16 protein-coding genes are annotated in these 20,177 nt (G+C 69.8%); 9 read left to right on the top strand and 7 right to left on the bottom strand.

Features of this window, described 5'->3' with window-relative positions; translation table 11 throughout:
* The first annotated feature begins 114 nt into the window (after window positions 1-114).
* Complete coding sequence (locus ACTJI4_RS09770; protein ID WP_392924088.1) at window positions 115-1,032, top strand: M14 family metallopeptidase; 918 nt, start codon at window positions 115-117, stop codon at window positions 1,030-1,032.
* Window positions 1,033-1,089: 57 nt separating this feature from the next.
* Here ACTJI4_RS09770 and ACTJI4_RS09765 read toward each other — a convergent pair whose 3' ends face one another.
* Both ACTJI4_RS09765 and ACTJI4_RS09760 read right to left on the bottom strand, forming a co-directional pair.
* Window positions 1,090-2,247, bottom strand: coding sequence for an MFS transporter (locus ACTJI4_RS09765; RefSeq protein ID WP_440869223.1), 1,158 nt, complete (start codon window positions 2,245-2,247; stop codon window positions 1,090-1,092).
* A gap of 57 nt (window positions 2,248-2,304) precedes the next feature.
* Entirely contained in the window at window positions 2,305-3,210 is a 906-nt protein-coding gene (locus tag ACTJI4_RS09760) for a LysR family transcriptional regulator (RefSeq protein WP_440869222.1), read from the bottom strand.
* 100 nt (window positions 3,211-3,310) lie between these two features.
* Here ACTJI4_RS09760 and ACTJI4_RS09755 point away from each other — a divergent pair, with 100 nt between their 5' ends.
* Together ACTJI4_RS09755 and ACTJI4_RS09750 are read left to right on the top strand one after the other, a co-directional pair.
* Window positions 3,311-4,075: an SDR family NAD(P)-dependent oxidoreductase gene (locus ACTJI4_RS09755; protein ID WP_392924080.1), complete on the top strand. Its 765-nt coding sequence runs from the start codon at window positions 3,311-3,313 to the stop codon at window positions 4,073-4,075.
* A gap of 86 nt (window positions 4,076-4,161) precedes the next feature.
* Entirely contained in the window at window positions 4,162-4,482 is a 321-nt protein-coding gene (locus ACTJI4_RS09750) for a DUF3817 domain-containing protein (protein ID WP_392924263.1), read from the top strand.
* Here ACTJI4_RS09750 and ACTJI4_RS09745 read toward each other — a convergent pair.
* Both ACTJI4_RS09745 and atpC read right to left on the bottom strand, forming a co-directional pair.
* Window positions 4,470-7,160: an autotransporter family protein gene (locus ACTJI4_RS09745; protein WP_440869221.1), complete on the bottom strand. Its 2,691-nt coding sequence runs from the start codon at window positions 7,158-7,160 to the stop codon at window positions 4,470-4,472. The genes ACTJI4_RS09750 and ACTJI4_RS09745 overlap by 13 nt on opposite strands.
* Before the next feature lie 282 nt (window positions 7,161-7,442).
* Window positions 7,443-7,889: an ATP synthase F1 subunit epsilon gene (gene atpC, locus ACTJI4_RS09740; RefSeq protein ID WP_440869220.1), complete on the bottom strand. Its 447-nt coding sequence runs from the start codon at window positions 7,887-7,889 to the stop codon at window positions 7,443-7,445.
* A 260-nt stretch (window positions 7,890-8,149) separates the two neighbouring features.
* Between atpC and ACTJI4_RS09735 the strand changes: the two genes are divergently transcribed.
* The 6 genes from ACTJI4_RS09735 to ACTJI4_RS09710 are packed head-to-tail and all read left to right on the top strand — an operon-like array spanning window position 8,150 to window position 16,550.
* A complete protein-coding gene (locus tag ACTJI4_RS09735) occupies window positions 8,150-9,322 on the top strand; it encodes an isochorismate synthase (protein WP_440869219.1) in 1,173 nt (390 codons plus the stop codon).
* Window positions 9,322-10,977 (top strand): (2,3-dihydroxybenzoyl)adenylate synthase, encoded by a 1,656-nt coding sequence (locus ACTJI4_RS09730; protein WP_440869218.1) that lies wholly within the window; start codon window positions 9,322-9,324, stop codon window positions 10,975-10,977. Before ACTJI4_RS09735 ends, ACTJI4_RS09730 begins: the two co-directional genes overlap by 1 nt.
* Window positions 10,977-11,612: an isochorismatase family protein gene (locus ACTJI4_RS09725; RefSeq protein WP_440869217.1), complete on the top strand. Its 636-nt coding sequence runs from the start codon at window positions 10,977-10,979 to the stop codon at window positions 11,610-11,612. Before ACTJI4_RS09730 ends, ACTJI4_RS09725 begins: the two co-directional genes overlap by 1 nt.
* Window positions 11,609-11,875 (top strand): phosphopantetheine-binding protein, encoded by a 267-nt coding sequence (locus ACTJI4_RS09720; RefSeq protein WP_392924063.1) that lies wholly within the window; start codon window positions 11,609-11,611, stop codon window positions 11,873-11,875. The genes ACTJI4_RS09725 and ACTJI4_RS09720 overlap by 4 nt, the downstream gene beginning before the upstream one ends.
* Window positions 11,872-15,792, top strand: a complete 3,921-nt coding sequence (locus ACTJI4_RS09715) for an amino acid adenylation domain-containing protein (RefSeq protein ID WP_440869216.1) — start codon at window positions 11,872-11,874, stop codon at window positions 15,790-15,792. The genes ACTJI4_RS09720 and ACTJI4_RS09715 overlap by 4 nt, the downstream gene beginning before the upstream one ends.
* On the top strand, window positions 15,789-16,550 hold the full coding sequence (locus ACTJI4_RS09710; protein WP_392924057.1) for a 2,3-dihydro-2,3-dihydroxybenzoate dehydrogenase: 762 nt from the start codon (window positions 15,789-15,791) through the stop codon (window positions 16,548-16,550). The genes ACTJI4_RS09715 and ACTJI4_RS09710 overlap by 4 nt, the downstream gene beginning before the upstream one ends.
* Here ACTJI4_RS09710 and ACTJI4_RS09705 read toward each other — a convergent pair.
* Genes ACTJI4_RS09705 through ACTJI4_RS09695 form a run of 3 tightly spaced genes read right to left on the bottom strand, consistent with a single transcriptional unit; the run spans window position 16,547 to window position 20,176 of the window.
* Complete coding sequence (locus tag ACTJI4_RS09705) at window positions 16,547-17,140, bottom strand: DUF2894 domain-containing protein (RefSeq protein WP_440869215.1); 594 nt, start codon at window positions 17,138-17,140, stop codon at window positions 16,547-16,549. The two genes, ACTJI4_RS09710 and ACTJI4_RS09705, sit on opposite strands and share 4 nt — an antisense overlap.
* Complete coding sequence (locus ACTJI4_RS09700) at window positions 17,130-17,777, bottom strand: OmpA family protein (RefSeq protein ID WP_440869214.1); 648 nt, start codon at window positions 17,775-17,777, stop codon at window positions 17,130-17,132. The genes ACTJI4_RS09705 and ACTJI4_RS09700 overlap by 11 nt, the downstream gene beginning before the upstream one ends.
* The gene (locus ACTJI4_RS09695) at window positions 17,774-20,176 is read right to left on the bottom strand and encodes a DUF802 domain-containing protein (RefSeq protein ID WP_440869213.1); all 2,403 of its coding nucleotides are present in this window, start codon (window positions 20,174-20,176) and stop codon (window positions 17,774-17,776) included. Before ACTJI4_RS09695 ends, ACTJI4_RS09700 begins: the two co-directional genes overlap by 4 nt.
* Window position 20,177: the final 1 nt, after the last annotated feature.

Raw genomic sequence — 20,177 nt, 5'->3', positions numbered from 1 at the left:
GCTGCGGCGCATGACGGTCATGCCAGCCCATGATGGCCGGGAGCCATGGCGATTTGTAGGGGCGTGGGGTGCAGGCTAGAATCGCGGTTCTTCCGTGACAACCGCGAGCCCCGCATGAACGACACCCGCTTTTATCCCATCGGTACCCCCGGCCAGCCCTGGGGCGATGCAGAGAAAGCGGAGTGGCGGGCGCGGCAGTTGCCGGTGCGGCGTTATGCCGACGATGTGCTGCCGGTACTGGACCAGCTGCGCGCCCAGTTCGATGTGGTCCAGTACGGCACGCTGGAGTACGCACCGGACAGCTACCCGCTGTTCGCGGTGCGCAGCCGTGACTGGAACCCGGCGCTGCCGTCGGTGCTGGTCACCGGTGGCGTGCACGGCTACGAAACCAGCGGCGTGGAAGGTGCACTGCAGTTCCTGGCCACGCGTGCGGCCGACTACGCAGGGCGCGCCAATGTGCTGGTGGCGCCGTGCGTGAGCCCATGGGGCTACGAGCGCGTCCAGCGCTGGAATGCCGATGCGATCGACCCGAACCGCTCGTTCGTGGCCAGCAGCCCGGCGCAGGAATCGGCAGCGCTGATGGCCCTGGTGGCGCCGCTGCGTGACGGCATGGTGCTGCATATCGACCTGCACGAAACCACCGACAGTGACGAAAGCGAGTTCCGCCCGGCGCTGGCCGCGCGCGATGGCAAGGCGTTCGCCCCGGGCCTGATTCCCGATGGCTTCTACCTGGTGGACGACACCGAAAACCCGCAGCCGGCGTTCCAGCAGGCGGTCAACGCGGCGGTGGAGCGGGTGACCCATATCGCCCCGGCCGACGACAGGAACGAGATCATCGGCTCGCCGGTGGTGGCACCGGGGGTGATCGAGTATCCGCTGAAGAAGCTGGGGCTGTGTGCCAGCATCACTGGTGCGCGCTTCACCACCACCACCGAGGTGTATCCGGACAGCCCGCGCGCGACCCCACAGCAGTGCAACGATGCGCAGGTGGCGGCGGTGTGCGCGGCGATCGATTACGCGCTGGCGCATTGAGCATTGCAGGCGTGCAGCGCCCGACGACGGTGCGCGCTGTCCACGCAGGGTGTGGACCTACGCCTTCACCCAGCGGGCGGTGATGCCTACCAGCAGCAGGGCTGCTGCGACCAGGCAGAACGCCGTCGCCAGACTGCTCGCTTGGGCGACGACGCCGATCAGGGCCGGGCCGGCGAGCACGCCGGCGTAGCCGAGGGTGGTGATGGCGGGGATGGCCAGGCTTTCCGGCATGGTCCTCTGGTTGCCGGCCATCGAGAACAGGGCCGGCACGATGTTGGCGCAGCCCAGGCCGATCAGGGCGTAGCCGAGCAGGGCCGGTAGCAGGGCGCTGGCCAAGGTGGCGATGCCGAAGCCGGCCGCGGCCACGAGGCTGCCCAGCAGGATCGCGCGCAGCCGGCCGAGTTTCGCCACGATGCCGTCGCCGACCAGGCGGGTGACCGTCATGGCGATGGCGAAGGTCATGAAGCCCAGGCCGGCGCGGTCCGGTGGTACCTGCTGCACTTCATGCAGGAACACCGCGCTCCAGTCGAGCATGGCCCCCTCGGCAAGGAAGGCGACGAAACAGAGCACGCCGATCGCCAGTACCACGCCATGCGGGATCGCGAATACCGGGGCGCCGCTCGGCGCGCGATCGCGCCGCCAGTACGCTACCGATAGCGCCAGCACTACCGCCATCGCCACCGACGCCAGTACGCACACCCACAGCGGCGGCAGCCGCAGCGCCAGCAACGCGGTCATCGCAGCAGCACCCACCGCACCGCCGATGCTGTAGAAGGCGTGGAAGCCGGACATCATCGGCCGCCCGCTGTCGCGCTCCACCATCACCGCCTGGATGTTCATGGTGCAGTCGCAGGCGCCCACACCGGCGCCGAACACGAACAGGGCAAGGCCCAGTGTCCACGGCGAGGGCGCGATGGCCAGCAGCGGCAGGCTCGCCATCACCATCAGCAGGGTGGCGATCATCACCGCGCGGCAGCCATGGCGCGCGGCCAGGATGCCGGCCAACGGCATTGCCAGCAGCGAACCGGCGCCGAGGCACAGCAGCACCAGGCCGAGCGTGCCTTCATCCAGTCCGGCGCGGCTCTTGGCGAACGGCACCAGCGGGGCCCAGGCGGCGGTAGCGAAGCCAGGCAGGAAAAACGCAGCACGGGTGGCGTGCTGTTCGGCGGTTCGTGCGCGTGGGCTGTCGGTCAGGGCGTTACTGGCATCCGGCATGGCACTGAAAACGATTACAGAAGGGCGCCCAGCTTACCTGCACCCCCTCGCCCCAGGTCAATCCGGGCGGCCCAGCTCCGGCGTGACCAGCGCCGCCAGCCAGTCCATGAAGGCCGCCACCCGGCGTGGCAGGTGCCGTCGCTGCGCGTACAGCAGGGTGACCGGCATCGGCTCGGCCACGCACTCCGGCAGGATTTCCACCAGCGTCCCGGCGGCCAGCGCCACGCGCGCACCCAGCCGTGGCACCTGGATGATGCCCAGCCCGGCCAGCGCCGCCGCACTGTAGGCCTCGCCACTGTTGACCGTGATGGCGCCGCGCATCGGCATGCTGCGGTAGGCCTGGCCATCGTGGTACTCGAAGCCCGGCGAGCGCTGGCCGAGCGTGCCCACGTAATGCACCAGCGCATGGCGCGACAGGTCCTCCCGCGAGCGTGGCACGCCTCTTGCCGCCAGGTAGGCCGGGCTGGCGCAGTTGACGATGTGCATCACCCCCAGCGGGCGCGCTACCAGCGTGTTGTCGTCCAACGGGCCGACCCGGACCACGCAGTCGAAGCCTTCGCGCACCAGGTCGACGCGGCGGTCGGTGCCGCTCAGTTCGATCTCCAGCCCGGGGTGCCTCTCAAGAAACCCCGGCAGGCGTGGTATCACCAGCTGCCGGGCGAGCCCGCTGGACATGTCCACCCGCAGCCGGCCTTTGAGCTGGGTGTCACGGCGGAACATGCCCTGCAGGTCTTCCATGTCGTCGATCAGGTCGCGGGCACGCTGCTGGAACTGCGCGCCATCGGCCGTCAGCCGCACCCGGCGGGTGGTCCGGTGCAGCAGCTGCACGCCCACTTCCGCCTCCAGCCTCTGGACGGCCAGCGATACGCTGGCCTTGGGCAGGCCCAGCTGCTCGGCGGCGGCCGTAAAAGAGCCCAGTTCGGCAACGCGCAGGAAACTGCGCAGGTGGTCGAGGCGGTCCATGGATTGTTCGCTCTGGGTGGACAGTCAAATCAGGATTGCGTGGTTTATGTGATTGTGCAATGCCAATAGTCTGGCGTCACACCTCATCCAGGAGCACTCCATGTCCCTCTCCACTTCCCGCGTCGTGCTGATCACCGGAGGCAGCCGTGGGCTTGGCCGCAACGCCGCCCTGGCGCTGGCGGCCGACGGTGCCGACATCCTGCTGACCTACCGTCGCCGGGCCGATGCGGCCGACGCCGTGGTCGCCCAGATCCAGGCGCTGGGCCGGCGTGCCGCCGCGCTGCCGCTGGACATGGCCGACAGCGCCGGCTTTGCCGGCTTCGCCATGGCCGTGCAGGCGCAACTGCAGGCCTGGGGCGCGGCCGGCCTGCAGGGGCTGTTCAACAACGCTGGCGAAGGCCTGTATGCGGGGTTCGCTGACACCACCCCGGCCCAGTTCGACGAACTGGTCGCCGTGCACCTGAAAGGGCCGTACTTCCTGACCCAGGCGCTGCTGCCGCTGATCGCCGATGGCGGCCGCATTCTCAACGTGTCCAGTGGACTGGCCCGCTTCTCGCTGCCGGGAAGTTCGGCCTACGCGATGATGAAGGGCGGTATCGAGGTCTTCAGCCGTTACCTGGCCAAGGAACTCGGCGCGCGCGGGATCAGTGCCAACACGCTGGCGCCGGGCGCGATCGAAACCGACTTCGGCGGCGGGCATGTGCGTGACAACGCCGACATCAATGCGATGGTGGCCGGCAACACCGCGCTGGGTCGCGCAGGGCAGCCGGACGATATCGGACCGGTGGTTGCCGCGTTGTTGTCGCCGCGCACGGGCTGGATCAACGCGCAGCGCGTGGAAGCGTCGGGCGGCATGTTCGTCTGAGTGCGAAAGCATCGCATTCGCGCCAAGCCGGTATGATGGCCGGCCTTGCCGCCCCTGCAGAGATTGCCTTGCGAGCGTACGTACCGATGCACCCGATGGGTCGTGTGTTTGCCGTTGTCGCCTTGTTCGAGGCCTTTACCTGGGCCGGGCTGCTGGTCGGCATGTATCTGAAGTACCACGCCGCCGAGCCGTCCACCGCCGGCGTGGCGCTGTTCGGGCCGGTGCATGGCGTGGCCTTCATGGTCTACGTGGTGGTCACGGTGCTGGCGGCGGTGAAGCTGCGCTGGCCGTGGTGGGCCGCCGGCCTGGCACTGCTGGCAGCGGTGCCGCCACTGGTGACGTTGCCGCTGGAGGGGTGGTTCAAGCGGCGCGGCTTGTTGTCCGCGCCGCCATCTCACCACCTGTAGCTGAGCCCGATCTGCGCAGTGCGCTGGAAATATCCCTGGCCCTGCTGCAGCGACAACCCGCCCCACGCGCCAAAGCCGTTGGCGAACAGCAGCGAGGCACCGGCACTGAACTCGCCACGGTTGCGCGGAATGCGCGCATCCACCGGCTCGTCATCCATGCGCACGCGCGCGTCCGCGCCGGTGCGGATCCAGTGCGCGGCGATGTAGGGCTGTACGCTGGCCGCCGTGCCCTGCCAGCGGGTCACGCCGGACACGCGCACGCCGACACGCCCGAAGGTTCCGTTGGCGTCTTCGCTGGTGACCAGCGTGCCGTTCTGTTCAAGATGGCGTACATCACTCCAGCGCGTATAGCCCACCTGCAGCTGCGGCTCGAGGAACACCCCGCCATGCCCGCCACCGCCGATGCGGAAGGCGTGGCCCACTTCCAGCGCGCCCTGCCAGGCGCGGCTGTCGTACTGCTCGGTGGCCAGTCCGGCGCCTTCCACCCGGTTGGAAAAGCGCGCGTGCTGCAGCGAGCCGTCCAGGTAGAACCCGGTGTAGGGATCGGCATCGGCGTCGGCCGCGGCGCGCCAGGTGGCATACACGCCCAATGCGGCCCCGCGCACCTTGCCGCGGGCGTAGTATCCGGTCAGCGTGCTGGTCGAGGTGCTGGAGGCATTGCCGCTGGACAGCATCACCCCGAACGCGCTGCCCTGGGTGTTGCGCAGCAGGTCGGTACCCACGCTCAGCGCCTGGCTGCTGCCATGCACATCCAGCTGGGAGCTGTCGGCGTCGAAGCGCGAACGCGCGCCATCCACGCGCACCCAGGCGCGCCCGCTGTTCTGGCCTGCGTGGCGCTCGTGATAGCCGAGCCGGAACATCCCTTCGGCCGCCTGCAGGTTGGCCAGGTACGCGCCCGGTTCCGGCCGCAGCACCGGCACCGGCTCGGGGTCCACGCATTCGGGCAGGGTGGGATCGACCGCGCACGGATCCGGTTCCGGATCCACGCAGCCAGGCAGGGTCGGATCGACGCTGCAGGGATCGGGGGCCTGCGAGCGGAGGTACCAGTTGCCATCGGCGGTGCCCTTGAACAGGAAGTACTCGTATTGGCCACCCACCGCGCGCCCGGCGAGGTCGAAGGTGCCGTTGGACGCCCCACCCACTTCGATCAGGCTGATGCCCTGGCTGGTCTGCGCACCTGCACCGCCGACATTGTTGACGCGCACGCTGGTCTGGCCGCTGCTGTCGCCGGCGATCACCAGCTTGTCCGAGGCCGATTCGTCGCCGGCCAGTACGGTGTTGAACAGCAGCGTACCGCCGCCGCCGACGTAGTCACCGGCCACCTGGAGCGTGTTGAAGGTGCTGCCATCACCCAGTTCCAGCAGCGACCCGCTCCCCAGGGAAAGGTCCTGCACCGTGCTGTCGCCGGTCATCTGCCAGCGGGCGTCGGTGAGGCCGACCGCGGCACCGTTGAGGATGGTGCCGGTCAGTGATGCCCCCTCGCTGAGCGCGATATTGACCTCGGCACTGTTCAAGCCGCGGGTCTGGCCGACGATGTCGCCGACCAGGTTGGAGCCGGCAACCGCCAGGTTGGCGACCGCCCCGGCCGCGACCTGCAGGATCACGCCATTGCCCGCTTCAACGGTGGAGCCGTTGGCGATGCGGATGTCGGCGTTGCCCGTCAGCGGCATGACGATGGCCGGGCCGGTAGTCGACACCAGGCGCGACTGGTCGATGACCACGGTGCTGTTGCCGGCGGCGTTGCCGGTGATGGACAGGGCGCTGCTGCTGCCCTCCACGGTGCTGCCCTGCGACACCACCAGGCTGGCGTTGTTCACCACCACGCCCATGCCGTTGTTGGCGCCGCTGCCGGTGCCCGTGCCACGCACCTGGCTGGCGGCCAGGGTCAGGCTGGCCCCGCGCGAGACGGTCGCGCCGGTGGCGCCGATCACCTCCGAGCCGGACAGCGCAGCCGTGGGGCCGGAGGTGCCGGTGCCGGCCATGGACAGCGCGGTGCTGCCGGACTGGATCGTCGAGGCATCCATGACCAGCGCGCCGCCGGTCATCGCCACCCCGGACAGGCTGCCCGTCAGGGTGCTGTTGGATACGCGCGCTGTACCACCTTCGATGTCCAGCGCGTAGCCGAAGCCGGCGCCGGAAGTGCCGACCGAGGTTGCCTGCACGTTGTCCAGCACCAGCAGCGCGCCATCGCTCAGCTGCAGGGCTTCGCCGCCGGTGTCGACGGTGGTGTTGGTCAGGGTGAGTTCGCTGCCGTCGCCGGTGGCGCTGAAACCGCGCCCGGCGGAAGCGACGGTCACCGCGTTGATGCCCATCGTGCTGCCCGACGAGACCCCGCCAGCGTCGGCGAAGGTCGAGGTGAAGGTCATCGTGCCGCCGTTGATGGCGGCGCTGCCGGCGTTGGCAACGCGGATCCCGAACAGGCCGCTGATGTCCACGTCGGTGCCGATCACGCTGGCGTTGTCGACCTGGGTCGGGCCAGCCAGGCCACCGGCGGCGATGGTGAGCTCGGCGCCATCGGACACCGTCCAGTCCTCACGCAGGTCGCCGGGCTGCACGGTGTGCGTGCTGCCGGGGCCGGTGAGCGTGCCTGCTGCTGCAGCAAGGGGCAGGGTCGCGAGCGTCACGGCGATGGCCGTAACGAGCATGCGGCGCGGGCCGCATGGGGTAATGGCTGTCATGACTGGACTCCGAAACGGAACTGGGTGGACCGCACGACCCCCGTAGCACCACAACGTCGTACCAGGATCAGCGAGGGACCGAATCCTCCGGTCCAAAGGCCGCTGTATCCATGCAACATCTTGTATGCGTCATCTATCACTACCGCCTGTTCAGCATGAGCAGGTCTCTGTGGGGCCAGCGTGAAGGCAGTGTTGTGGCACGGCGGGCGCCCCGTATCCGGGCACGCGGAGGACGTCGCCCGGCGTGCGCACGGAGAGGACCGGTTGTCGCACCCGGTGGTGCTATTTCCAGGGCAGCCCGCGCAGCTGCAGGGCACGCTGGTGCATCAGTTCTGCGTGGAGGCGCACATAATCCTCCCCGGTAAATGCCTGTGCCATCGGTGAGCGTGCGGCCTCGGCGGCCACCCGTGCGCGCGCCTGGTCGAGATCCTCGCTGCGCAGGGCCAGATCGGCCATCACGATCACCTTGGCGGGTTGCACTTCCACGTAGCCACCGGACACGTACACGTGCAGCGGCGGTTCGGCCTTGAGTGGATACACCGACACCATGCCCTCCTGCAGCGTGCTCAGCAGCGGGGCATGCCGGGCCATCACCCCGAAACGGCCGTCACTGCCGGGCATGCTCACCTCGCGCACCTCGCCGCTCCACAGTTCACCCGCCAGGCTGATGATCTGCAGTGGGAAGCCCTGTGCGTCGGCAAGCAGGGCGGGCAGGGCAGGTGACGCCATGGGCGGGTTTCCGGGGACCATTGCCTGCAGCTTAGTCGGGTCGCCGGAAGACGGCGTCGATCCGCCTCATGAACACCGGAATCATTGAGCGGGCAAACACAAATGCGAGCTGTTATCATTTGAGTCGATAGCCACGACGGTCCCCGGATCGACGAAGCCGAATCAATCGAACGCCCGCTCTCGCGCGGTGCGTGTCCATTTCTGATCGGTCGTGGTGATGCATGCATTCAACTCCCGTGGTACCCGGCTTGCCCGATCTGGTGTCTGCCGAACGAGATGCGGGGTTGCCGGTTCCGGCCGCGCAGGCGAGGCGACAGTTCCTGCTGCGCCTGCCCGGACGCACGCTGGATGCACGCGGATGCCATGCCACGCTCCCGGCCGGCGGAACCGCAACGCTGGACGCGCGCGTGCGGACCTTCTTTGCGCGCAAAGGCCGCGCACCCGGGCTGCTGGTGGGCGCGCTGCCGTTCGATCCGGCAGCGGCCGACGCGCTGTACCAGCCGCAGGAACTGGTGCAGGGAAGCGCTGAACCGGCGACGCCTGCAGTGCCCTTCAATGGCGACATCCACCCGGAGCCGAGCGCGGCGCAGTATGCGGATGCGGTGCAGCAGGCAGTGGCAGCGTTGCACGACCGCGACGGCGAACTGAAGAAAGTGGTACTGGCACGCACGCTGCGTGTGCACAGCCGCGCGGTTATCGACCCGCGCGCGTTGGTGGCGCGGCTGGGCCAGGACCCGGCAGCGGTCACCTACCTGTGCCCGCTGCCGGTAGCCGCCGGCGATGCGCCAGCGTGGCTGGTCGGGGCCAGCCCGGAGCTGCTGGTGTCGCGCCGCGGACCGCAGGTGTTCTCGCATCCGCTGGCCGGCTCGACCCGGCGTCGCCCGGATCCGGATGAGGACACCCTGGCGGCCCATGAGCTGTTGGGCTCGGCGAAGGACCATGACGAGCACCGCTACGTGGTCGACGCCATCGTGGCGGCACTGCGTCCGTATTGCGAGCGGATCGACGCTGCAGCGCGGCCGACCCTGCATGCCACCACCACCCTGTGGCACCTGGGCACGCGCATCGAAGCACGCCTGCGCGATCCGTCCACGTCGGTAGCCACGCTGCTGGCTGCCCTGCATCCCACGCCGGCGGTGTGCGGTACGCCTGCCGCAGTGGCGTTGGATACCATCCGCCGCCTTGAGCCGGTGCAGCGCGGCTTCTACGCAGGCGCGGTGGGCTGGATGGACGCGCACGGCGATGGCGACTGGTACGTGGCGATCCGCTGTGCACGCGTGCAGGGTCACCGGGCCCGCATCCATGCCGGCGCCGGCATCGTCGCGGGTTCGGCGCCGGCCGCAGAGGTCGTCGAGACCGGGGTGAAGTTCGGGGCCTTGCTGGCCGCGCTGGGCGCGGACGCCGCCCCACGGATTGAAGGATGGACATGCTGATGACTACCGCCGCTTCTCCGGTGCGTGTGCCGCTGCGCCAGGTCTGGCCGCCGGCGCTGGTCGCACGCTATCGCGCCGCCGGCTACTGGCGTGGCGAAACCTTCCCCGGTTTCCTGCGCGAGCGTGCAGCGCAGTTCGCCGACGACGTGGCCGTGGTCGGCGGCGAGACCCGCCTGACCTATGCACAGCTGTGGCAGGAGGCCGGGCGCATCGGTGCTGGTCTCCTGGCCGCCGGATTGGCGCCGGGTGACCGGGTGGTGGTGCAGCTGGGCAACACGGTCGAATTTGTCAGCGTCGTCTGTGGGCTGTTCCGCGCGGGGTTGATCCCGGTGTATGCCCTGCCGGCGCATCGGCTGACCGAGATAGCCCACGTGGTGCGCACGGCAGAAGCCAGCGCGTACATTGCCGCCGCCTCGTCGCCTGGAACCTTCGACTACCGGCCATTGGCGCGCGAACTGCAGGCGTTCATTCCCGCCCTGCGCCACGTGTTCATCGTCGGCGATGCCGCGGAGTTCGTTGCCGTTGCCGGGTTGGCCGGCGATCCCGCCGCGCTGCCGCCGGACCCCGACCCGCAGTCGGTGGCGTTCCTGCAACTCTCTGGTGGCAGCACCGGTTTGCCGAAGCTGATTCCGCGCACCCACGACGACTACCTGTATTCGTTCCGCGCCAGCAACGGGATCTGCGGCATCGGCCGCGACAGCGTGTACCTGGTGGCGCTGCCGGCCGCACACAATTTCCCGATGAGTTCACCCGGCTTCTTCGGCGCACTGTACGCCGGGGCGCGAGTGGTGCTCAGCCCCGGCCCAGGCCCGGACACCGCCTTCCCGCTGATCGCGCGCGAGCGGGTGACCTGCGTGGGCCTGGTGCCGCCGTTGGCGCTGTTGTGGGCACAGGCTGCGGCCAGTACCCCGCATGACCTGTCCAGCCTGCAGGTGCTGCAGGTCGGCGGCGCCAAGCTGGTGCCGGAAGCCGCGCGCCGGGTCATCGATGGGCTGGACTGCCGGTTGCAGCAGGTGTTCGGCATGGCCGAAGGGCTGGTGAACTACACCCGCCTGCACGATGCGCCGGAGTGCGTGCTGAATACCCAGGGCCGCCCGATCTCGCCCGACGATGAAGTGCTGGTGGTGGACGATCACGGTAACCCGGTGGCGCCGGGCGAGGTGGGCCACCTGCTGACCCGGGGCCCTTACACGATCCGCGGTTACCACAATGAGCCCGGCGCGAACGCACGGTCGTTCACCGAGGATGGCTTCTATCGCACCGGCGACATGGTCCAGCAGCTGCCGGGCGGCTACCTGGTGGTGCAGGGCCGCGCCGGCGACCACATCAACCGCGCGGGTGAAAAGATCTCTGCCGAGGAGATCGAAGACCACCTGCTCGCGCACGCCAGCGTCTTTGACGCGGCGGTGGTGTCCATGCCCGACCCGTACCTCGGCGAGCGCAGCTGCGCCTTCGTCATCACCCGCGGCGAGCGCCCGACCGCCGCCACCCTCAAGGCCTGGGTGCGCGGCCGCGGCCTTGCCGCCTTCAAGGTGCCGGACCAGGTGGTATTCGTGGACGCCTTCGGCACCACGGCGGTGGGCAAGGTCAGCCGCCGCGAACTGCGTGCGCAGCTGCGCGCACGCCATATTGAACAGACAGGAGAACCGCGCTGATGGCGCTGCCCACCATTCCCACCTACGCGCTGCCCACGGCGGCCGAATTGCCGGCGCCGCGCGGGCCGTGGCAGCCTGACGCCGGGCGCATCGCGCTGCTGGTGCATGACATGCAGCGCTACTTCCTGGCCGCGTTCGGTGCCAACGCCGCGCCGCTGGCCCCGGCCACCGCCAACATGGTCCGGCTGGTCGCGCAGTGCCGGGCGCAGGGCATTCCGGTCTTCTACACGGCCCAGCGCGGCAACCAGGACCGGCGAGACCGTGGACTGCAGGCGGATCTGTGGGGCCCGGGAATGCAAGCGATCAGCGAACACGTGGCGATCGTCGATGCGTTGGCGCCTGCCGATGGCGATCACATACTGGTCAAGCACCGCTACAGCGCGTTCCAGCGCAGCAACCTGGAGACGATGATGCGTGCACGCGGCCGCGACCAGCTGCTGGTGACTGGCGTGTACGCCCATATCGGCTGCGCCGCCACCGTGGCCGAGGCGTTCCAGCGCGATATCGAAGCCTTCATCGCGGCCGACGCCGTGGCCGATTTTTCGCGGGCGGACCATGACCAGGCACTGCACTGGATCGCCCGCACCTGCGGCGTGCCGATGACCACCGGGCAGCTGCTGGAGCGCCTGGCATGAATGACGCCCGCACCGCATCCCTGACCTTGGAACGGATGCGCGCCGATGTGGCCGGCATGCTCGGCGAAGCCCCTGACGCGGTTGGTGATGACGACCACCTGATGGACCTGGGCCTGGATTCGATGCGGGTACTCGGGCTGGTGCTGGCCTGGAGCAGCACCGGCATCGCGCTGGAGTTCGGCCACCTGGCCGAGCACACCACGCTGGCCGGCTGGTGGCAGGTGGTGCAGCAGCTGCAGGCCCGGGCCAGCGCCGGGGCATGAGCGCGCAGGTGGCCAGCGCTGAGGGCGCAGGGCAGCAACGGTATCCGCTGAGCGGGGCGCAGACCGGCCTGTGGTACGCGCAGCGCCTGTCGTCTGCGCCCGCAGCATTCAATACCGCACACGTCGTGTGGTTTGAAGGCGCGCTGGATGTTGACCGTTTCCGCGCCGCTGCCGATGCAGCCGCCGCTGAAGCCGAGGCACTGTGCCTGCGCGTGGCCGAAAACGCAGCGGGCGTGCCGCAGCAGTGGCTGGACCCGAGCCACATTCCGCGCGTGCAGGTGGTGGATCTGTCTGCGCAGAGCGACCCGTTGCACGCCGCGCGGGAGGTGATGCAGGCCGACCGCCTGCGGCCGGTCGATCCCGGCCGCGACCGCGTCGCCCAGCAGCGCCTGTTCGTGCTTGGTCCGCGGCGTTTCGCGTGGTATCTGCGGGTACATCACCTGGCCACCGATGGCTATGGCATGGCGCAGTTCAGTGCCCGGGTGCGTGCGCTGTACGCCGGGGAGACCACCGATGCGCTGCAGCCACTGTCGCCGGTGCTGGACGAAGACGCGCAGTACCGCACCGGTGAACGCCGCGCGGCCGACGCCGCCTATTGGCAGGCATACATGCGGGGCGCGGCACCTGCAGAGGTTTTGGGGGGTCGCATGGCCGCGGCGGCTGGCGACGCCCTGCGCCTGACCAAGGTCATCGGCGCGCCGCTGCGCGAGCGGCTGCTTGCCGCTGCGCAGGCCATGGGCCAGCCCTGGCCGGACCTGCTCACCGCATTGACCGCCGAGTACTGCCGACGGATGACGGCAAGCGACGAAGTGACCGTGGGTGTGCCCTACATGGGGCGCTTGGGCAGCGTGTCGGCACGGGTGCCGGCGATGGTGATGAACGTGCTGCCGCTGCGCGTAGCCGCAACAGCAGATGAAACCGTTGAGGGCAGGGTGCGCGATACCGCGCGGGCGCTGGTGCGCGGCCGACGGCATGGGCGCTACCGGGGCGAGCAGATCCGCCGGGACCTGGACTGGAGCGGGCAGCAGCATCGGCTGCACGGCGCCCTGGTGAACGTGCAGCCGTTCTACCGGCCGCTGCCGTGGCCGGGGGTCGAGGCACAGCTGGAAGTGCTGTGTACCGGCCCGGTGGACGACATCACCTTCGGCTTCCGCGGGGATGCACTGACGTCGCTGGCGCTGGAGATCGAGGCCAACCCGCAGCAGTACGCGAGGTCGGAGATCACCGCGCATGCCAGACGGCTGCTGCATTTCGTGTCGGCCGCGCTCGACGTGCAGGCACGCGGCGACCTGCTGGCAGACGTTGCGCTATGCACGCCTGACGAGGCGCAGCAGTGGCTGCACATGGTCAATGCCACGCAGCATGCGGTTCCCGATGTGTCGCTGGCCGCGCTGCTGAACCTGCGGCTGGCCGATTCGCCGGACGCAACCGCGCTGGTGTTCGACGGCGAGGCATTGAGCTACGCGGCGCTGGAACAGCGCAGCCGTGCCTTGGCGCTGCAGCTCCAGGTACTTGGCGTTACCCGCGAGTCGCGCGTGGTGGTGGCGTTGCCGCGTTCGTTGTCGCTGGTGATCGCGCTGGTGGCCGTGGTGCGTGCAGGCGGCGCGTACCTGCCTGTGGATCTGGACCACCCGGATGCGCGCCTGCGGAAGATCCTGGCGTCGGCGCAGCCACGGTGCGTGCTGGCGGAGGCAGGCGCCGCGCACCGTTTCGTGGGCGCGCCCGTGTTATCGCCGCCGCAGTGGGCAACCAGCAGCGATCATGCTCTCCCCGATATCGTGCAGCCCAGCGATGCCGCGTACGTGATCTATACCTCCGGCTCCACCGGCGAACCCAAGGGCGTCGTGGTGGAACACCGCGCCATCGTCAACCGTCTCGAATGGATGCGCAGCCAGTACCGGATCGGGCCGGAGGCACGCATCCTGCAGAAGACGCCCGCCACCTTCGATGTCTCGGTCTGGGAGTTCTTCCTGCCGCTGATCAGCGCTGCCACGCTGGTGATCGCATCGCCCGGCCTGCACCGCGACCCACAGGCGCTGACCCGACTGATCGCGGCCGAACGCATCACCACGCTGCATTTCGTGCCGTCCATGCTGGACGCCTGGCTGGCCGTGCCGGATCTGCGTGGGCTGGCGCTGCAGCAGGTGTTCACCAGTGGCGAGGCCCTGGACGCCGGCTTGCGCGACCGCTTCCATGCGCGCGTGGATGCGGAACTGCACAACCTCTACGGTCCCACAGAGGCCGCGGTGGATGTCAGTTACTGGCCTGCTTCCCGCGAGGACCGCTCCGACCCGGTGCCGATCGGCCGCCCGGTCTGGAACACCCGACTCTACGTGCTGGACACACAGCTGCGTGCGCTGCCGGCAGGCGTGCCCGGTGACCTGTATCTCGGCGGTGTGCAGCTCGCGCGTGGCTACCTTGGGCGCGAGGACCTGACCGCCGAGCGCTTCCTCGACGATCCGCACGTCCCCGGAGGGCGCCTGTACCGCACGGGCGACCGCGCACGCTGGCGTGATGACGGGGCGCTGGAATACCTGGGCCGCAGTGACCACCAGGTCAAGCTGCGCGGCCTGCGCATCGAGCCGGGCGAGATTGAATCCGCGCTGCGCGGCGTGCCCGGCGTGGCCCGCGCCGAGGTGTTGCTGCGCGACCAGGATCCAGGCATGCCGGCCCGTCTGGTGGCGTACGTGTCCGGCGACGTACCGGACACAGGCAGCCTGCGCCGTGTGCTCGGCGCGCAACTGCCCGAGTACATGGTGCCGGCCGCCATCATGGTGATGGAGGCATGGCCGGTGACGGCCAACGGCAAGCTCGACCGCACCGCGCTGCCACTGCCGGACACCCACGCGGCCGGCCGCCGCGCGCAGACGCCAACCGAACAGGCACTGGCCGCGCTGTTCCAGCAGGTGCTCGGGCTGGCGGCGCCGGCAGCAGCCGACGCGGACTTCTTTACGCTGGGGGGTGATTCGTTGTCCGCCGTGCAGCTGCTGCTGGCGATCCAGCACCGTTGGCAGCAGGACCCGGGCTTGGGTGCGGTATTCGCCACGCCGACGGTGGCAGGGTTGGCCGCGCGGCTGGAGGCGGCGCAGCAGCACACCGACCACGGGCTGGCGCCAGTGATCACCCTCGCACGCGGCGAGCCGGGCAGGGGGCCGCTGTTCGTGATCCATCCCGCGGGCGGCATCGCCTGGAACTACCGTGAGCTGGGTCGTGCGCTGCACCCGGCGCGCGATGTGCATGGCCTGCAATCGCCGGTACTCGATCCCGCCCAGCCGCTGCCGGCGGGGATCGATGCGCTGGCTGCCGACTACGCCGCACGTATCCTCGCGCTGCAGCCGCTGGGGCCGGTGCACCTGTTGGGCTGGTCGGTGGGCGGAATCATTGCCCAGGCGATCGCCGTACACCTGCAGGCGATGCAGCGTGAGGTCGGCGCGCTGGTCCTGCTGGATGCGTATCCCAGCGAATGCTGGCGCGCCGAACCCGAGCCGGACCCGGTGGCGGCGCTGCGTGCGCTGCTGGCCATTGCCGGGTACGACCCGGAGGGCCATCCGGAGCTGGACAGCCGTGAACGCATCGTGGCGTTCCTGCGCCGCGGCGACAGCGCGCTCGGCAACCTGCCCGGGCACGTATTGGACGGCGTGGTGCGCGCGGTGACCGGTACCAACCGGCTGATCCGCGAGCATGACCATCGCCACTTCGACGGCACCCTGGTGCACGTGCGTGCCGGCAATGACCATGCGCTACGCCCGCACCTGCAGTCCGCGCTGTGGCAGGCGCACGCATCGCGGGTGGAAGCAGTGCCGCTGCCGTTCCTGCATGCCGAGCTGACCGGCCGCGATGCCGTGGCGCAGCTGGCGCCATGGCTGTCGGCGCGGCTGCAGCACTGGGACGGCCATGAACGAAAGGACATGACATGAAGCTGACGGGATTCGAAAATACGATTGCGCTGGTCACCGGCGCCGGCGGTGGGATTGGCGCCGCGCTGGTCCAGCAGCTCCTGGACAGCGGCTGCGTGGTGGTGGCCACCGACCTCGCCGCGCCGGCGCTGCCGCCCCATCCGCGACTGCACCCGCGGCTGCTGGACGTGACCGATTCAACGGCGGTTGGCGCCCTGGTCGGAGCGGTTGAAGCCACCCTTGGCCCGATCGGCTTCGGCATCAGCGTTGCCGGCGTGCTGCAGGTCGGCGAGGTCAGCGGCATCGATGACGCCCAATGGCACCATGTGTTCGCGGTCAACGCCGACGGCGTCTTCCATCTATGCCGTGCGCTGGCGCGGGTGATGACCCCGCGCGGGCAGGGGGCCATCGTGACGGTAAGTTCGAACGCCGCCGGCGTGCCGCGCCATGGCATGGCCGCGTATGCGGCGTCGAAAGCGGCGGCGACCATGTTCACCCGCTGCCTGGGCCTGGAACTGGCACCGCACGGCATCCGCTGCAACATCGTGGCGCCGGGTTCCACGCTGACGCCGATGCAGACCGGAATGTGGGCCGATGAACACGGCGCGCAGCGGGTCATCGATGGCAGTCCTGCGACCTACAAGGCCGGCATTCCGTTACGCAAGCTGGCCACCCCGGATGACATCGCGCAGGCGGTGATGTTCCTGCTGTCCGACCAGGCCGGCCACATTGCCATGAGCGACCTGTACGTGGACGGCGGCGCGACCCTGCGCGGCTAGCGCGCGGTACGGCTGCGGCGCGGCTTGGCCGGCGTACGGCCGGGCACGCTGTCGCGACTGGGCAGGGTGCCGCGCTGCTGCATCTGCTCCAGCCAGGCCAGGTTGTCGATGTACGCCAGGAAGTGTTGCAGGTACGCGGGCCACACGTCGCCCATCCAGCCGATGGCACGGTGCACCAGCACGCTGGAGTTCAACGGACCGCCATCGCTCGGGGTCTGCGCCAGGGTGTGCCGCACCTGGCCAGCGGTGCGCAGCGCTGCCCACGTGCTGCGGAACCCGGCCAAGGCCGGCAGTGCCGGGTAGTCGGGGTTGTGCGTGGCGCGCGGTTGGCCCAGCGCGGCCAGCGTATCCGCCCTTTCGGCGTGCCTCGCGGGCGCGGTTGCAACGGGGGCGGCAGCCACGCGTTCAGCGTAGGCCGCCAGCAGCGTCTCCAGGCGAGCGTCCAGCACGCCGCGCAGCGAACCGCTGGCCAGCTGCGCGCGGCGCTGCAGCGCTTCCAGGAAGGCGAACTGCACCGGATCGTGGCGATCCAGCTGCTGCCCGCGCCAGTGCGCGAGCCGGTCGCTGGCGGCAGTACGGTTACCGTCCATCGCCCGCTACGGTCGGTTTCGGGCGTGGAATCGGCGCCATTTCCACGCGCCGGTTGCGCGCACGGCCTTCCTCATCGGCGTTGGAGCCCACCGGCTGTTCGGCACCGAACGCGGCGGCGAACACCGAACCGGCCGGCACGCCTTCGGCGATCAAGGTGCGGGTCACGGTCAAGGCGCGCTCGGCCGACAGTTCCCAGTTGTCGGCGAACTTGCGGTTGCTGTCGCGTACCGGACGGTCATCGGTGAAACCGCTGACCATCAGGATTTCCTCGCGCGACGAAAGATACCCGGCCAGCGGCGCGGCCAGGCTGCGCAGCAGCTCGCGGCCTTCAGGCTGCAGCTGGTCGGAATTGAGGGCGAACAGCACGCTGCCACGGATGCCGATGCGGCCATCCACCAGCGTCACCCGCCCGGCGGCCAGCGGGCCGGCCAGCGCCTGTTCCAGGGTCTGGCGCCGCTTGGCTTCGGCCTGGCGCTGCGCGACTTCCTCATCGAGGCGATGCGACAGCTCCAGCTGCAGCGCCACCACGCCGACCAGGATCAGCACGAACGCGCCCAGCAGCACCGACATCAGGTCGCCGAAGGCGGCCCAGATCGGCGCGCCGGTTTCGCCTTCCAGCTCGATCTCGTCACTCATGCGGTGGCGGCCCCGGCGTTGCGGCGGCGGCCGGCCAGCTGCTGCAGTTCTTCGATGATCTGCTGCTGCGAGAGCACGCTCAGGTCGATCACTTCACGCGCCTGCGTTACGTAATACGCCAGCTGCTCATCGCTGCGGGTCATCGAGGCATCCAGTGCGCCGGCCACCTGCTGCAGCTGTTCGCCCAGCCCGGTGCTGGCGGTGCCGAAGCTCTGCATCGCGGTGCCGAAGGCGTCGGCCAGGCTGGCCACTTCCACCGCGCTGCCGCTGAGCTGCGCGGCCACGCCATCGAGCTTGCCGGTTTCCGCGGCGATGTGGTCGGTGAACTGCGTGCCCACGCGCTCAAGCAGATCCGCCGAGGTGCTGACCAGCGCGTCCACGGCGGCGCGCTGCTCGGTGGAGGCGTGGTTGACCGCATCCAGCAGCGTTTCCAGCGTGGCCAGCAGGCGGGTGCGCTCGTCCAGCATGGCGGTGTCGCGGACCATGCTGTCGGACAGCTTCTGGCGCAGTTCGGCGACCACTTCGGCGGCCGCCTTCGGTGCTTCCGAGGCGAGCGTGACCAGTCGCGAAATCTCGCTGATGGTCTCGGCCGCATGTGCCTGCGCCTGCGTGCCGATCTCCTGTGCGGTACGCGACAGGGTTTCGCAGACCGCCTGCTGGCTGGCCGCGACCTGGGCGCCGTTGTCGGCCCACTGCTGGCCCAGCTGTTCCGACAACTGGGTGAAGGCATCGCTCCAGGTGGCCAGGCGCTGCGCATCGCGCGCCTCCAGGCGGTCCTGCAGGCCGCTGTGCGAGGCCTGCAGGCCGTCCACCAGCGAACGTGCATGGCCATCGAAGCTGGCGGTGGCCGCCACCAGCGCCTGCTGGTTGCGCTCGGCGAGTTCGGCATTGACCGATTGCTGGCCCTGCAGCGCATCGCGCCACGCCTGCGCATGGGTGCTTGCGCTGCTCTCGATGCGCTCGGCGAGGGTATCTACCAGTTCGGTGGCCCGCTGGTTGTGTGCGTCGCCGAAGCGTTCCAGTGCGGCGCCCAGCTGCGCGATCAGCGCGGCGTGGGTCTGCTGCTGCAGTGTCTGTGCTTCCTGCCACTGGGCTGCCGTGGCCTCCAGGCGTGCGCCTACTGCGTCCAGCAGGCGGGCACCGTGCTCGCCCTGCAGCTGGCTGAAGCGCTCAAGGGTGCCGCGCAGGTCGCGGGTAAGGGCGGCGTGACGCTGCTCCTGTTCGGTCTGTGCCCCGGTCCAGGTATCGACGCTGGCGTCGAGACGGGCCGCCAGCGTTTCCAGCAGCTGCACGGCGCGCTGGTCGTGCTGCTCGCCGAGCGTGGCCAGGGTCGAACGCAGTTCGGCCGACAACGTGTCGTGCGCCTGCTTCTGGCTGCTGAGCGCAGCGGCCCAGGTCTCGCTGGTGGCGGCGCGGCTGGCCTCGAAGCCACTGGCCAGGCCGTCGAGCTGCACACGCACGGCATCGCCCACCGTGGCCTGCAGGGCGGTGGTCTGCTGTGTGATGCCGGCCATGGTCTCGGCCATGATCGGCTGCAGGGCCTCGCCGACCGCGCGCGCACTCTTCGCGACGCTGGCCTGCAGTGCCTCCTGCACCGAACCGGCCAGGCGCTCATGGGCGGCCTCGGCACGGGCATGGAAGGTTTCCTGGCTGGCCGCCAGGCGTTCGCCCGCCGCGCCGCTCTGCGCTTCGATCGCGGCACTCAGCGCTTCCAGGCGGTCCACCAGCGCCGGCATCAGGCCTGCCTGCGCCTGCAGCAGGCGGAACGCTTCAGCGCGCTGCCACGCCTGGGAATGCACGTGCAGGGTGGTGGCGATACGGGTATCCAGCTGCTGCACGCCCAGCAGGCGTTCCCGCCGGCACAGCGCCGACAGCAGGCCCAGCATGGCCGAGGTGGCCACACCGGCGATCGAGGTGCCGAACGCCACGGCCAGGCCCTCCACCGGCGCGCCCAGCGAACCGCGGATGGACTGCAGGTCGGTGGCGCTGCCCAGTGCCAGCCCGGTGCCGCGCAGGGTGGCCATCATGCCGAGCAGGGTACCGAGCATGCCCAGCAGCACCAGCAGGCCGACCAGGTAGGGGGTCAGCACCGGCGCCGGCAGCGCCACGCGCTCGCCCTCCACGCGCAGGCGCACCGCGTTGCGCAGGCCGGCCGGGACCTTCTCCAGCCACGCGCCCAGGCCGGCCGGCGCGGTAGCCGCCTCGGCCACCGCCAGCCCCAGCCCGGCTGTCGCCTGCCGGTAGCGGTGCAGTTCAACGGCACCGGCCACGTAGCAGGCGGCAATCACCAGCGCCACGGCCAGGCCGACCGGGTTGCTGCCCACGTAACCGGCACCGATCCAGCACACCGCCAGCAGGCCGGCGAGGAAAACAACGAGGTAGAGAGGAGTTCTGAACATG

It is taken from the genome of Stenotrophomonas sp. 22385 (assembly GCF_052045085.1).
Taxonomy (GTDB): Bacteria; Pseudomonadota; Gammaproteobacteria; order Xanthomonadales; family Xanthomonadaceae; genus Stenotrophomonas.
The sequence above is the reverse complement of the archived record's forward strand: the minus strand, read 5'-3'. Positions and strand labels throughout refer to the sequence as shown.

Excerpts from the sequence above, each read along its gene's own strand:
- ACTJI4_RS09770 (WP_392924088.1), top strand. The coding sequence starts at position 115 with ATGAACGACACCCGCTTTTATCCCATCGGTACCCCCGGCCAGCCCTGG.
- ACTJI4_RS09765 (WP_440869223.1), bottom strand. The coding sequence starts at position 2,247 with ATGCCGGATGCCAGTAACGCCCTGACCGACAGCCCACGCGCACGAACC.
- ACTJI4_RS09760 (WP_440869222.1), bottom strand. The coding sequence starts at position 3,210 with ATGGACCGCCTCGACCACCTGCGCAGTTTCCTGCGCGTTGCCGAACTG.
- ACTJI4_RS09755 (WP_392924080.1), top strand. The coding sequence starts at position 3,311 with ATGTCCCTCTCCACTTCCCGCGTCGTGCTGATCACCGGAGGCAGCCGT.
- ACTJI4_RS09750 (WP_392924263.1), top strand. The coding sequence starts at position 4,162 with ATGCACCCGATGGGTCGTGTGTTTGCCGTTGTCGCCTTGTTCGAGGCC.
- ACTJI4_RS09745 (WP_440869221.1), bottom strand. The coding sequence starts at position 7,160 with ATGACAGCCATTACCCCATGCGGCCCGCGCCGCATGCTCGTTACGGCC.
- atpC (WP_440869220.1), bottom strand. The coding sequence starts at position 7,889 with ATGGCGTCACCTGCCCTGCCCGCCCTGCTTGCCGACGCACAGGGCTTC.
- ACTJI4_RS09730 (WP_440869218.1), top strand. The coding sequence starts at position 9,322 with ATGACTACCGCCGCTTCTCCGGTGCGTGTGCCGCTGCGCCAGGTCTGG.
- ACTJI4_RS09725 (WP_440869217.1), top strand. The coding sequence starts at position 10,977 with ATGGCGCTGCCCACCATTCCCACCTACGCGCTGCCCACGGCGGCCGAA.
- ACTJI4_RS09720 (WP_392924063.1), top strand. The coding sequence starts at position 11,609 with ATGAATGACGCCCGCACCGCATCCCTGACCTTGGAACGGATGCGCGCC.
- ACTJI4_RS09715 (WP_440869216.1), top strand. The coding sequence starts at position 11,872 with ATGAGCGCGCAGGTGGCCAGCGCTGAGGGCGCAGGGCAGCAACGGTAT.
- ACTJI4_RS09710 (WP_392924057.1), top strand. The coding sequence starts at position 15,789 with ATGAAGCTGACGGGATTCGAAAATACGATTGCGCTGGTCACCGGCGCC.
- ACTJI4_RS09705 (WP_440869215.1), bottom strand. The coding sequence starts at position 17,140 with ATGGACGGTAACCGTACTGCCGCCAGCGACCGGCTCGCGCACTGGCGC.
- ACTJI4_RS09700 (WP_440869214.1), bottom strand. The coding sequence starts at position 17,777 with ATGAGTGACGAGATCGAGCTGGAAGGCGAAACCGGCGCGCCGATCTGG.
- ACTJI4_RS09695 (WP_440869213.1), bottom strand. The coding sequence starts at position 20,176 with ATGTTCAGAACTCCTCTCTACCTCGTTGTTTTCCTCGCCGGCCTGCTG.